This window comes from Phenylobacterium glaciei, assembly GCF_016772415.1.
Classification (GTDB): Bacteria; Pseudomonadota; Alphaproteobacteria; order Caulobacterales; family Caulobacteraceae; genus Phenylobacterium; species Phenylobacterium glaciei.
Map to the genome: position 1 here is coordinate 244,865 of NZ_JAGSGD010000001.1, position 11,928 is coordinate 256,792.

The 11,928-nt window shown below is 68.2% G+C and carries 13 protein-coding genes and 1 pseudogene; 12 read left to right on the forward strand and 2 right to left on the reverse strand.

All coding sequences use genetic code 11. The features are described from left to right. Window positions 1-36 precede the first annotated feature (36 nt). Genes JKL49_RS01185 through JKL49_RS01220 form a run of 8 tightly spaced genes read left to right on the forward strand, consistent with a single transcriptional unit; the run spans window position 37 to window position 6,879 of the window. A complete protein-coding gene (locus JKL49_RS01185; protein WP_215337660.1) occupies window positions 37-444 on the forward strand; it encodes a Fur family transcriptional regulator in 408 nt (135 codons plus the stop codon). 52 nt (window positions 445-496) lie between these two features. Next, window positions 497-1,837 carry a tRNA (N6-isopentenyl adenosine(37)-C2)-methylthiotransferase MiaB gene (gene miaB, locus JKL49_RS01190; protein ID WP_215337662.1) on the forward strand — a complete coding sequence of 447 codons (1,341 nt, stop codon included), beginning with the start codon at window positions 497-499 and terminating at the stop codon, window positions 1,835-1,837. Continuing rightward, window positions 1,834-2,787, forward strand: coding sequence for a PhoH family protein (locus tag JKL49_RS01195; protein WP_215337664.1), 954 nt, complete (start codon window positions 1,834-1,836; stop codon window positions 2,785-2,787). The genes miaB and JKL49_RS01195 overlap by 4 nt, the downstream gene beginning before the upstream one ends. Then, entirely contained in the window at window positions 2,784-3,245 is a 462-nt protein-coding gene (ybeY, locus tag JKL49_RS01200) for an rRNA maturation RNase YbeY (protein WP_215906448.1), read from the forward strand. The genes JKL49_RS01195 and ybeY overlap by 4 nt, the downstream gene beginning before the upstream one ends. Then, a complete protein-coding gene (locus JKL49_RS01205) occupies window positions 3,238-4,110 on the forward strand; it encodes a hemolysin family protein (RefSeq protein WP_215337666.1) in 873 nt (290 codons plus the stop codon). Before ybeY ends, JKL49_RS01205 begins: the two co-directional genes overlap by 8 nt. Continuing rightward, window positions 4,107-5,678, forward strand: coding sequence for an apolipoprotein N-acyltransferase (gene lnt, locus JKL49_RS01210; RefSeq protein ID WP_249778002.1), 1,572 nt, complete (start codon window positions 4,107-4,109; stop codon window positions 5,676-5,678). Before JKL49_RS01205 ends, lnt begins: the two co-directional genes overlap by 4 nt. A gap of 59 nt (window positions 5,679-5,737) precedes the next feature. Further along, window positions 5,738-6,196, forward strand: coding sequence for a helix-turn-helix domain-containing protein (locus JKL49_RS01215; protein ID WP_215337667.1), 459 nt, complete (start codon window positions 5,738-5,740; stop codon window positions 6,194-6,196). 2 nt (window positions 6,197-6,198) lie between these two features. Further along, window positions 6,199-6,879, forward strand: a complete 681-nt coding sequence (locus JKL49_RS01220) for a gamma-glutamyl-gamma-aminobutyrate hydrolase family protein (protein WP_215337669.1) — start codon at window positions 6,199-6,201, stop codon at window positions 6,877-6,879. Here JKL49_RS01220 and JKL49_RS01225 read toward each other — a convergent pair. After that, on the reverse strand, window positions 6,876-7,922 hold the full coding sequence (locus JKL49_RS01225) for an MraY family glycosyltransferase (protein WP_215337671.1): 1,047 nt from the start codon (window positions 7,920-7,922) through the stop codon (window positions 6,876-6,878). The two genes, JKL49_RS01220 and JKL49_RS01225, sit on opposite strands and share 4 nt — an antisense overlap. Window positions 7,923-8,162: 240 nt before the next feature. On the opposite strand from JKL49_RS01225, the gene metK reads away from it, so the two are divergent. From metK to trmB, 3 genes and pseudogenes are all read left to right on the forward strand, one after another. Further along, complete coding sequence (gene metK / locus JKL49_RS01230) at window positions 8,163-9,383, forward strand: methionine adenosyltransferase (protein ID WP_215337672.1); 1,221 nt, start codon at window positions 8,163-8,165, stop codon at window positions 9,381-9,383. 11 nt (window positions 9,384-9,394) lie between these two features. Then, window positions 9,395-9,763: pseudogene (locus JKL49_RS01235) on the forward strand (YkvA family protein); the annotation flags it as partial. Between the two features lie 11 nt (window positions 9,764-9,774). After that, entirely contained in the window at window positions 9,775-10,446 is a 672-nt protein-coding gene (gene trmB, locus JKL49_RS01240) for a tRNA (guanosine(46)-N7)-methyltransferase TrmB (protein WP_215337674.1), read from the forward strand. A gap of 6 nt (window positions 10,447-10,452) precedes the next feature. Here trmB and ppa read toward each other — a convergent pair whose 3' ends face one another. Further along, complete coding sequence (ppa, locus tag JKL49_RS01245; protein WP_215337675.1) at window positions 10,453-11,013, reverse strand: inorganic diphosphatase; 561 nt, start codon at window positions 11,011-11,013, stop codon at window positions 10,453-10,455. Window positions 11,014-11,376: 363 nt separating this feature from the next. Between ppa and rimP the strand changes: the two genes are divergently transcribed. After that, window positions 11,377-11,919 carry a ribosome maturation factor RimP gene (rimP, locus tag JKL49_RS01250; protein WP_215337676.1) on the forward strand — a complete coding sequence of 181 codons (543 nt, stop codon included), beginning with the start codon at window positions 11,377-11,379 and terminating at the stop codon, window positions 11,917-11,919. Window positions 11,920-11,928: the final 9 nt, after the last annotated feature.

The window sequence follows — 11,928 nt, forward strand, 5'->3', positions numbered from 1 at the left end:
CTACCCCTACGGTAGTTGGAAATCAGGAGTCGGTTCGTGGACCGGATCGAAAATCTCTGCGTCGAAAAGGGCATGCGCATGACCGAGCAGCGCCGCGTGATCGCGCGCGTGCTGTCGGCGGCCCATGACCACCCCGACGTGGAAGAACTGTACCGCCGGTCCCACCAGGTGGACCCGCACATCTCCATCGCCACGGTCTACCGCACGGTGCGGCTGTTCGAGGAGGCCGGCATCATCGCCCGCCACGACTTCCGTGACGGCCGCTCGCGCTATGAGGAAGCCACCGAGGTGCACCACGACCACCTCATCGACATGAAGTCGGGCAAGGTCATCGAGTTTGTCGACGACGAGATCGAGGCCCTGCAGGAGGCCATCGCCCGCAAGCTCGGCTACAAGCTGGTGGATCACCGGCTGGAGCTCTACGGCGTCCCGGTCGAGGAATAGGGTCCGGCTGGCGGCTTGCGTGCGTTTTTCCACAGCCGCATAAGCTGACGCCATGTCCGACCCCGCGCCCACCCGGCGTCTCTACATCAAGACCCACGGCTGTCAGATGAACGTCTATGACAGCGAGCGGATGGCTGACCTGCTCAGCCCGCTGGGCTACGCCATGACCGAGCGTCCGGAGGACGCCGACCTGGTGGTGCTCAACACCTGCCATATCCGCGAGAAGGCCACAGAGAAGGTCTATTCCGAGCTCGGCTATCTCAAGCAGATGAAGCTGGCCCGACAGGCGGCCGGCCAGTCCATGACCATCGCCGTGGCCGGCTGCGTGGCCCAGGCCGAGGGCAAGGAGATCATGCATCGCCAGCCGGCGGTGGACCTGGTGATCGGACCCCAGGCCTATCATCAGCTGCCCGAACTGATCGCGCGGGCCCACCGCGCCAAGGGCGAGCGGCTGTCGGCCGACTTCGCCGCCGACGCCAAGTTCGATCGGCTGGGCGCCGTCCGCAATCCCTCCGGGGTCACCGCCTTCCTGACCATCCAGGAGGGCTGCGACAAGTTCTGCACCTTCTGCGTGGTGCCCTATACGCGGGGCGCGGAGTTCTCGCGGCCGGTCGAGGCGATCCTGGCCGAGGCCCGCAGCCTCGCCGACCAGGGTGTGCGCGAGGTCACCCTGCTGGGCCAGAACGTCAACGCCTACTCCGGCGAAGGCGGCCTGGCCGGTCTGGCGCGCAGGCTGGCCAAGATCGAGGGCCTGGACCGCATCCGCTACACCACCAGCCACCCCGCCGACATGGACGACGCCCTGATCGCCGCCCACGGCGAGGTCGAGGCCCTGATGCCCTATCTGCATCTGCCGGTGCAGGCGGGCTCCGACAGAATCCTGCGGGCCATGAACCGCGCCCACACCGCCGACAGCTACCTACGGCTGGTGGAGAAGATCCGCAGCCAGCGGCCCGACATCGCCATGGCCGGGGACTTCATCGTCGGCTTCCCGGGGGAGCGCGACAGCGATTTCGAGGCCACCCTGCAGCTGGTCCGCGAGGTGGGCTATGCCGGCGCCTTCTCGTTCAAATATTCCCGCCGCCCCGGCACGCCGGCCGCCGCCCTGCCGGGCCAGGTGGCCGACGAGGTGAAGGACGCGCGGCTGGCCCGCCTCAACGCCCTGCTGGACGAACAGCAGACCGCCTTCAACGAAAGCCAGGCGGGCAGGACCCTGCCGGTGCTGTTCGAGCGCGCCGGCCGTCACCCGGGTCAACTTTCCGGCCGCAGCCCCTATCTACAGGCGGTGCATGTGAGCGGGCCCGATCATCTGATCGGCCAGATCGTTCCCGTGCGTATCGACAGCGCGGCCAAGATGAGCCTCGCCGGGTCCCTGGCATTGGAGTTTGCGTGAGTAAGGCGCCTGAATTCATTCCCCTGTCCGACATCGCCGTGCGCGCGGTGGGCGGGACGGCCAGCCGGCACGCGGCCCTGATCGAGGACGCCTTCGACGTGCTGATGGAAACCCCCGGCGGCGGGGTTTCCATCACCGGCGAGTCGAAGAACCGCGCCACCGCCCGGCGGGTGGTGGAGCAGATCGCCGAGCGCGCCGACCAGGGCCTCGAGATCACCGAGGCCGATATTCGGGTGGCCATCGGCCAGGGACGGGTGGGTCGCGGCGGCGCCCCCGGCAGCCTGCCCACCGGCAAGCGCGGCCAGGTGGCCCCCAAGACCCCGGGCCAGGCCCGCTATCTCCAGGCGCTGGCCGCCTGCGAGCTGGTCTTCGGCCTCGGCCCCGCCGGCACCGGCAAGACCTTCCTGGCCGTGGCCCATGGCGCAGGCATGCTGCTGCGCGGCGAGGTGGAGCGCCTGATCGTCAGCCGCCCGGCGGTGGAGGCCGGTGAACGCCTCGGCTTCCTGCCCGGCGACCTGTCGGAAAAGGTCGACCCCTATATGGCCCCGGTCTGGGAGGCGCTCACCGATATCCTCGGCGCCGACCAGTTCAAGCGCCGGCGCGAGAAGGGCGAGATCGAGGTGGCGCCCATCGCCTTCCTGCGCGGCCGCACGCTGAGCCACGCCTTCGTCATCGTCGACGAGGCCCAGAACACCACCCGCCTGCAGATGAAGATGGTCCTGACCCGTATCGGCGAAGGCTCACGCATGGCGGTGACCGGCGACCCCAGCCAGATCGACCTGGTGAATTCGTCGGACTCGGGGCTGGCCCACGCCGTGGGTCTGCTGGAGGGGGTCAAGGGCGTGGGCGTCAACCGCTTCACCGCCGACGACGTGGTCCGCCACCCGATGGTGGAGCGCATCGTGCGGGCCTATGACGCCGACGCCGCCAAGCGCGGACGCGCCATTTGATCGAGATCGAGATCGAGGACGAGGCCTGGGCGCGGGACCTACCCGACGCTCAAGCCCTGGTCGCGGCCGCCGCCAACGCCGCCCTCGCCGCCGCTCAGCGCGAAGGCGCCGTCGTGGTGCTGCTGACCGACGATGCCGCTGTCCAGGACCTCAACAGCCGCTTTCGGGGCAAGGACATGGCGACCAACGTGCTGTCCTTCCCTGCTGCGGAGAATCCCGAGGATCATCTCGGCGACGTGGCCCTGGCCCACGGGGTCTGCGTGCGCGAGGCCGCCGCGCAGGGCAAGAGCCTCGCCCACCATCTGCAACACCTTGTGGCGCATGGGGTGCTGCATCTTGTAGGGTACGACCACGAAACCGACGACGAGGCTGAGGACATGGAAGGTCTGGAGCGCGTGGTCATGGCCGGTCTGGGGGCGCCTGATCCCTACGGCGCCGAACAGGGAGACGATGGCTAGTTCCGAAGACCCGCCCGCAGCCGCGCGCAAGAGCCGCGGCATACGGGCCTTCCTGAGACGGCTGCGCGGCACGGGCGGCCTGGAGCCTGCGCCGACCCCGGTGGACCTGGTGGGCGACCGCATGGTCGACCAGGCCCACGCCTTCCAGACCCTGAGGGTCGAGGACGTCATGACCCCCCGCGCCGACATCGTCGCCGTGGAGCTCACCACCTCCTTCGCCGGCGTCATCGAGCGGTTCGTCGAGGCCGAGCACAGCCGCATGCCGATCTATCGCGAGACCCTCGACGACCCGGTCGGCGTGGTCCACGTGAAGGACGTCTTCAAGCTGCTGGCCAGCCCCAAGACCAAGGGCGGCAAGCCGCCGGCGCCTGAGGACGTCATCCTGCAGAAAGTGCGCCGCGACGCCCTCTATGTCCCGGCCTCCATGCGCGCCGCCGACCTGCTGTTGCGCATGCAGACCAGCCGCATCCACATGGCCCTGGTGATCGACGAGTTCGGCGGCACCGACGGCCTGGTGACCCTGGAAGACCTGGTGGAGGCCGTGGTCGGCGAGATCGACGACGAGCACGACGACGCCCAGACGGCCGGCGTGGTCGCCCGCCCAGGCGGGGTGTTCGAGGTCGACGCCCGCGCGCCCCTGGAGGAGCTGGAGGCCGCCGTGGGCGCCGACCTGGCGCCGCCCGACCTTGAGGAAGAGATCGACACCGTGGCCGGCCTGGTCACGGCGCTCGCCGGCCGGGTGCCGCAGCGCGGCGAGGTGATCAGCCATCCGGGCGGCTTTGAGTTCCAGGTCACCGACGCCGATCCGCGCCGGGTGAAGCGGGTGCGGGTGCGCAAGCTGCCCGAGCCGGACATCATCATTTGACCGTGGCCCTGACGGCGGCCTGGCGCGCGCGCATCCTGGCGGTCCTGGCTGGCGTCGGCGCGGGGCTGGCCCATCCGCCCTTCGGCTTGATCGTGGGCGTCGCGGCCTATGGGCTGCTGATGTGGCTGTCGGAGACCGACGGCCCTAAGCCCCTGCGCTCGGCCTTCTTCCGGGGCTGGCTGGCCGGGGTCGGCTATTTCGCGGTCGGCGCCCACTGGATCACCGAGCCCTTTCTGGTGGACGCCGCCAACCAGGGCTGGATGGCGCCCTTCGCCCTGATCGCCATGTCCGGCGGCCTGGCCCTGTTCTGGGGACTGGCGGCCCTGATCTACCGCGCCGCCGGGATCAAGGGGCCGTGGCGGGTGCTGGTGTTCGCCGGCGCCCTGGCGCTCTGCGAATGGCTTCGCGGCCACGTGCTGACCGGCTTCCCCTGGGATCTGCCCGGCGAGACCTGGCGGGCGGGGTCGGCCCCCTCCCAGGCCGCCTCGGTGGTGGGGACCTATGGTCTGTCCTGGATCACCATCGCCCTGGGCGCCGCCGTGGCCCTGCTGTGGGAGGCCGGAAGGACCCGGATCGTCGGCGCCGTGGCCATCGTCGCCATGCTGGCGGGCCTCTATGGTTTCGGCGCCCTGCGGCTGTCGGACGGCGTGGCCGCCCGTCCCGACGCGCCCCTGGTGCGGATCGTCCAGGGCAATATCGACCAGAAGGAAAAGTGGCGGCCGGAGAACCTGGATATGGTGTTCTCCACCTATGTCCGGCTGAGCACGCAAGGTTCCAAGACCCGTCCCGACATCATCGTCTGGCCCGAGGGCGCCCTGCCTGCGGTGATCGATGACCTGCTGGCGCCGGGCAGCCCCTATGCGGTGCGTCTCACCGACGCCCTTGCGCCCGGCCAGACCCTGATGATGGGCGCCAACCGGGTGGAGCCGACGCCCTCTGGCGGGGTCTCCTACTTCAACAGCCTGGTGGTGCTACGCCGCGAGGCGCCGGGCCTGCGGGTGACCGGCTATTACGACAAGCACCGCCTGGTGCCGTTCGGCGAGTTCCTGCCCCTGGGAAACCTGGCGGGGAAGCTCGGCATCCGCAGTCTGGTGCACATGCCCGAGGACTTCACCGCCGGCCCGCCGCCCCGGCCGATCCACCCCTACGGCGTCCCCGCCCTCCAGCCGCTGATCTGTTACGAGGCTCTGTTCCCGGGCTTTGCGTCGGACGCCGCCCGGCGCGGCGGTGGGCGAGCCGAGTGGCTGCTGAACGTGTCCAACGACTCCTGGTTCGGGGCCACCAGCGGACCCTGGCAGCACCTCAATATCGCCTCCTACCGCGCCATCGAGGAGGGCCTGCCGATCGCGCGCGCCACTCCCACTGGGGTGTCGACCATGATCGACGCCTATGGGCGCCCCATTTTGGGCGCCCGCTTAACCCTTGGCGAAGAAGGAAATATCGACGTTCGGCTGCCTTCGGCGCTCGCCCGTACGGTGTATTCGCGTTTCGGCGACGGGGGATTCGCCATCATGTTGCTCTTATCCGCGTCCATCGCAGTGGCGGGACGTATTCGGCGAGCACGTTGAGTTGACGCAGGCGTCATCATTTTTGACGACGGCGATCGACCTCGTCTACTGGGAAGCACATGGCTAAGGAATTCGACGTCGACCGATCCCCCAATCCGGTCGATCTTCACGTGGGACTGCGTATCCGGCTCCGGCGCAAGGAGCTGGGAGTCAGCCAGGAAAAGCTGGCGGATTCGATCGGCCTGACATTTCAGCAGGTCCAGAAATATGAGCGCGCCGCCAATCGGGTGAGCGCCTCGAAGCTGTGGGATATGGCCCGCGCGCTGCAGACCTCCATCTCCTATTTCTTCGACGGCCTGCCGGACGCGGAATTGAATGCGCCGGCCTCCAGCGACGGTCCGTCGCCGGCCCACGCCTTCCTGATGACGCCTGAGGGCATGGAACTGGCCGCGGTGTTCCCCAAGGTGCGCCGCGCCCGCGTGCGCCGCCGCATCCTCGACCTGGTCCGCGCCATGGTCGACGAGGACGACGGCGAACCCGAACCGGCCGCGCCCCGCGAGCCCGCGCAAGCCGCCTGACCATGGCCGCGCGGATCGCCGTCCTGCTGGATGAGAACACCAGCAGCGGCGCGACCCGCTACGAAGCCCACAAGGGCTACTTCCAGGGCCTGCGCAGTGCGGGCGCCGCGCCCTTTGGTCTGCCCTATTTCGCCGAGATGGTCCCGGGCGTCGTCGCCGACTTCGACGGCCTGCTGAGCGTCGGCGGCCGCTTCGCCTATCCGCCGGCGTGGTATCGCGAGGGCGAGGCCTCCTTCGCCCCGGAGTCACCTCGGCTGGCGGTGGAGCAGGCCTTGATGTCGGGCTTCCTGGCGGCGGGCAAGCCGGTGCTGGGGATCTGCGCCGGGATGCAGATGCTGGCCTGCCTGCACGGATCGCGGCTCACCGCCGACGTGAAGACCCTGGGGCAGGTGCTGGACCACGACAACCGCGACGCCCCGCATGACATCACCATTGAATCTGGTTCCCGGCTGGCTGGCCTGATCGGCGCCTCGACCCTGTCGGTGAACAGCTTCCACCGCGAGGCCATCGCCGAGCTCGGGCCCCGTATGCGGGCTGTCGCCCATGCGCCGGATGGCGTCATCGAGGCCGTGGAACTGGAGGGGTCAGGCTTCGCCCTGGGCCTTCAGTGGCATCAGGAACTGTTCGCCGGGACCGACCATCCCGGCAATCGCATCTTCGCGGGCTTCGTGTCCGCCTGCTAGCGGACCTTGAGGGCCAGGATCACCAGCAGGGCCGAGAGCCCCAGGTGGACCAGCATGAACCGCACCAGCACCTGGGTGTTGGACCAGCCCAGCTCCTTGCGGCAGTGGTCGTGCAGGGGGAAGCGGACACCGGCCAGAATCTTCAGGCCGAAGAACCGCAGCAGGGCCACCTTCACCAGGCCTGTGGCCCCGTTCATCAGGATCACCGACCCCACCAGCAGCAGGAACAGCGGGTTGTTGGTGGCCACCACCAGCATGCCGATCAGCAGGCCCAGCGGTCGGGATCCGGCATCTCCCATCAGCACCAGGCTGGGGGCGGCGTTGTACCAGAGATAGCCCGCCACGCAGCCCACCATCAGGAAGGCCATGATCGCCCAGTTGGCGCCCTCGCGGGTGAAGGGGACGTTGAGGTGGCCGGCCACCACCTCGTTGCCGAGAACGGCGTAGAGCAGGCCGCCCAGCAGCAGGATGGCGGTGCCCGTCAGGCTGCCCGAAACCCCATCGACGCCGTCGGAACAGTTGGTGGCGTTGATAGAGAGCCAGATGAGGCCGGTGGCCAGGGGAATGGAGAGCCAGGGGCCGAGCGTCAGGGTCCCCTTCCAGATCGGCAGCCAGATGGTGGTGGGCTCGAAGCCGCAGATCACCATGGCCGCGCCGACCGCGATGACGGCGTCCATCAGGGCCAGCTGGTACTCTGAGAAGCCGCCCCGCCGGTCGTCGAAATAGCCCACCAGCATGGCGGCCAGCATCAGGGGCAGGGTCAGCAGGCAGCGCGCGCCGAAGGGCACGAAGATCAGGCAGGCGAGCACGAAGATGCTGACGAAGATCAGGCCCGCGCTGACCGGCTTGCCGACGCTCAGCTCGGCGTTGACGGCGAAGGCGCGGCCCCGGTCGGTGGGCAGGCGCGACCACAGACGGGGCAGGGCCAGCCAGGTGGCCAGCGCGCTGGTGGCGAAACCGATGGCCGCCAGGAAGAAGAAGGAATCAAACAGGCGCAGCGGTCCCCAGGCCTGTCCCAGGGTCGAGTGAATCCAGCTCAGCATGCGGGGTCGAGGTCCAGGGTGGAGGAAGGCGACCTCCATCTAGCGTGCGCCGAATCCCTCCGACAAAGGGGAAACCGACGGTTTGCCCGAGATTCACCTGCCGGGAAGGCTCTTTGGGTTAAACCGTCGCGCGTTGCGAGGCGCCGCTTGCGGGATATAAAGATTTCTTTATAGGATTTCCGCGACGTTCCAGATCGCCGCCCCTGCCGGTGGCGATCGCGCATTTCCCGGAGCCTTCACTTGAGCCGTTCCTCCTACATCTTCACCTCGGAAAGCGTTTCCGAAGGCCATCCGGACAAGGTCGCCGACCGTATCTCCGACACCGTGGTCGACGCCTTCCTGGCCGCGGAGCCCGAGGCCCGCGTCGCCTGCGAGACGATGGTGACCACCAACCGCATCATCCTGGCCGGTGAAGTCCGCGCCGGTAAGCCGGGCGCCTCCAAGGCCGAGAACAAGCAGATGACCAAGGATATCCTTGGCACGCTGGAGCCCCTGGTGCGCGCCGCGGTCAAGGACATCGGCTACGAACAGAAGGGCTTCCACTGGGCCAAGGCGAAGTTCGCCAACCACCTGCACGCCCAATCGGCCGACATCGCCCAGGGCGTCGACTCGTCCAACAAGAAGGACGAAGGCGCCGGCGACCAGGGCATCATGTTCGGCTACGCCTGCGACGAGACGCCGGAACTGATGCCGGCCACCCTGCAATACTCGCACAACATCCTGAGCAAGCTGGCCCAGGTCCGTCACTCCGGCGAAGCCAAGGGCCTGGAGCCCGACGCCAAGAGCCAGGTGACCCTGCTGTACCAGGACGGCCGCCCGGTCGAGGTGATGCAGATCGTGGTCTCCACCCAGCACGCCAAGAAGATCGGCGAGAATTCCGCCTCGTCCAAGCGCATCCTCGAGCTGATCAAGCCCTATGTGCTCGGCGTCTTCCCTGACGGCCTGGTGACCAAGAAGACCAAGTGGCACGTCAACCCGACCGGCAAGTTCCTGATCGGCGGGCCGGACGGCGACGCGGGCCTGACGGGCCGCAAGATCATCGTCGACACCTACGGCGGGGCCGCGCCCCACGGCGGTGGCGCCTTCTCCGGTAAGGATCCCACCAAGGTGGACCGCTCGGCGGCCTATCTCTGCCGCTACCTGGCCAAGAACGTGGTGGCCGCGGGCCTGGCCCGGAAGTGCACCATCCAGATCAGCTACGCCATCGGCGTCGCCAATCCGCTGTCCTTCTATGTCGACCTGCACGACACCGGCGAAGTCGATGCGGCGAAGCTGGAAAAGATCCTGCCCGAGCTGGTGGGCGGCGCCACGCCGCGCGCCATCCGCGAGCACCTGGGTCTCAACAAGCCGATCTACGCCCGCACTGCCGCCTACGGCCACTTCGGCCGTACGCCCGACAAGGACGGCGGCTTCTCGTGGGAGAAGACCGACCTCGTGGAAAAGCTGAGGGCCGCGCTCTGATCGAGGCGCTCCGGCGCTGGGCGTTCTCGCTGCGGCGGGACGCCCACGCCGTCTGGCTGGCGGCGCGGGACCCGCGCACGCCGCTTGCCGCCAAGCTTCTGGGCCTGGCCGTCGCGGCCTATGCCCTGTCGCCGATCGACCTGATCCCAGACTTCATCCCGGTCCTGGGGTATCTCGACGACCTGATCCTGGTCCCGCTTGGCCTCTGGCTGGCGATCCGCATGATCCCGGAGCAGGTGATGGACGATCACCGCGCCGCCGCCGAGGCCGCGGCGCGTCGCCCGGTGAGTAAGGTCGCGGCCGGCGCTGTGATCCTCATCTGGCTGGCCTTCGCCGTCGGAGGCGGGATGCTGCTGGCTCGCCACCTGCGCCTGGGCTAGAGCCGGAGCAAATGGAAAGTCACCCGCCCCTCCGGTCCTTCGGCCGCCTCAAGTCGCGGCCGATCAAGCCGCGCCAGGCCGCCCTGATGGATAGCCTGCTGCCGTCCATCCGCGCGCCGCTGGATAACTTCGACCCTCAAGCTCTGATGCCGACGGCCCGTGAGGTCTGGCTGGAGGTCGGGTTCGGCGGTGGCGAGCACATGGCCGTCCAGGCCGCCCGCGCGCCCGACACTCTCATCCTCGGCGCCGAACCGTTCCTGAATGGTGTGGCCAGCGCCCTGCGGCACGTCGACGAGGCGGGGCTGAGCAACGTCCGCATCCACGACAATGATGTGCGCGAGCTGATGGCGCGGATGCCCGACGCCTGCCTTACCCGGGTGTTCGTGTTGTTCCCCGATCCCTGGCCCAAGGCGCGGCACAACAAGCGCCGACTGATCCAGGCCGAGACCATCGCCGAGCTGGCCCGCCTGCTCAAACCCGACGGGCGGCTGCGTTTCGCCACCGACTGGGCCGACTATGCCGACTGGACCCTGGAGCGGGTGCTGGCCGGCGGTCAGTTCGCCTGGCCGGCGGAACGCGCGCAGGATTGGCGCGTCCCGCCCGCCGACCACATCACCACGCGCTACGAGGAAAAGCGCCTGGGCGACTGCGCGCCGGTGTTCCTGGACTTCGTGAAGGCCTAGCCGACCCTACTTGAGGAGCTTGGCTGGCTTGGCGGCCTCGGTCTGGTTGTGCAGCTCAATTCCCTGGCGGATCAGCTCGCCGGTTTCTTCCGGATCAGCCCAGCGCAGGATGTCCACCGACTTGCCCTTTTCCAGGTCCTTATAGTGCTGGAAGAAGTGGGCGATCTGCTCGGTGAGGATCGAGGGCAGGCCGCGCCAGCTGTCGAGACCGGCATAGAAGGGGTGCAGCTTGTCCACCGGGACGGCCAGAATCTTCTCGTCGTTGCCGGCCTCGTCCACCATCATCAGGCAGCCGATCGGACGGCAGCGGATGATCGCGCCAGGCACCACCGGGGTCGGGCCCACCACCAGGATGTCCATGGGATCGCCGTCCCCCGACAGGGTGTGGGGGATGAAGCCGTAGTTGCCGGGATAGAACATGGCGGTGTGCAGGAAGCGGTCGACATAGATCGCGCCGCTTTCCTTATCGAGTTCGTACTTCACCGGTTCCCCGCCTTGCGGAATCTCGATGATGGCGTTGACGTCGTAAGGCGGATTGAAGCCCACCGAGATCTTGGAAATGTCCATGGGGAGATGGCCTTTTCACACACGGGAAGAATAGGCGCGGTCTTTGGACTATTCGGCGCGCCGGACCAACCCCTTCCGAGTAAACGCGTACCCGCCAGGGAAAGGACGTATGGCTCGCCTCGTCGTTGTCAGCTTCGCGGCGCTGATCATCACCACCCTGCTGGTCAGCATCTGGTCCAACCGCAAGCCCTGAGCCGGAGTCGCCGGCGCGGATCGCCGCGGAGATGGCGCGCGCCCTGGGGCTGACAAGCTCCTGACGGAGTGCTATAGAAGCGCTCACATCGTCCGTAAGCGCTGGATAGCGCCTATGAGCGGCAGGCTTCGGCCCGGCCGCTTTTTTGTTGCCGGAGAGCCGCCGAGCCCATGCGAGGCAAGACTACAGAAGATAGGACGCTCCTGGAGCTGCTAGACCCCGTCGCGCAGGCCGCGGGCTACGAGATCGTCCGCCTGCGCCTGATGGGCGGCGAGCATGCCCGGCGGCTGCAGATCATGGCCGAGACCCCCGATGGCGAGATGGTGGTCGAGGACTGCGCCAAGCTGTCGCGCGCCATCTCCGAGATCATGGACGCCGCCGATCCGATCACCGGCGAATACACCCTGGAAGTCTCATCCCCCGGCGTCGACCGGCCGCTGACCCGGATGAAGGACTTCGCCAACTACGAGGGCCACGAGGCCCGCCTCGAACTCGACCGCGTCGCCGACGGCCGCAAGCGCTTCCGCGGCCTGCTGGCGGGCGTCGAGGGCGACAATGTCGCCATCGATCTGGAGGGGGAGGCGGAGACCGCCCTGGTCCCCTTCGCCTGGATCGTCGAGGCCAAACTGATCCTGACCGACCAGCTGATGAAGCGCGGCGCCGACGAGCGCGCCGCACGGCTGGCCGACACCCCACAACAGACGCCCGAGTAAGAGGATAAG

Coding starts and splice junctions, on each gene's coding strand:
- miaB (WP_215337662.1), top strand. CDS start 497: ATGTCCGACCCCGCGCCCACCCGGCGTCTCTACATCAAGACCCACGGC.
- JKL49_RS01205 (WP_215337666.1), top strand. CDS start 3,238: ATGGCTAGTTCCGAAGACCCGCCCGCAGCCGCGCGCAAGAGCCGCGGC.
- JKL49_RS01215 (WP_215337667.1), top strand. CDS start 5,738: ATGGCTAAGGAATTCGACGTCGACCGATCCCCCAATCCGGTCGATCTT.
- JKL49_RS01220 (WP_215337669.1), top strand. CDS start 6,199: ATGGCCGCGCGGATCGCCGTCCTGCTGGATGAGAACACCAGCAGCGGC.
- JKL49_RS01225 (WP_215337671.1), bottom strand. CDS start 7,922: ATGCTGAGCTGGATTCACTCGACCCTGGGACAGGCCTGGGGACCGCTG.
- trmB (WP_215337674.1), top strand. CDS start 9,775: ATGGAAAGTCACCCGCCCCTCCGGTCCTTCGGCCGCCTCAAGTCGCGG.
- ppa (WP_215337675.1), bottom strand. CDS start 11,013: ATGGACATTTCCAAGATCTCGGTGGGCTTCAATCCGCCTTACGACGTC.
- rimP (WP_215337676.1), top strand. CDS start 11,377: ATGCGAGGCAAGACTACAGAAGATAGGACGCTCCTGGAGCTGCTAGAC.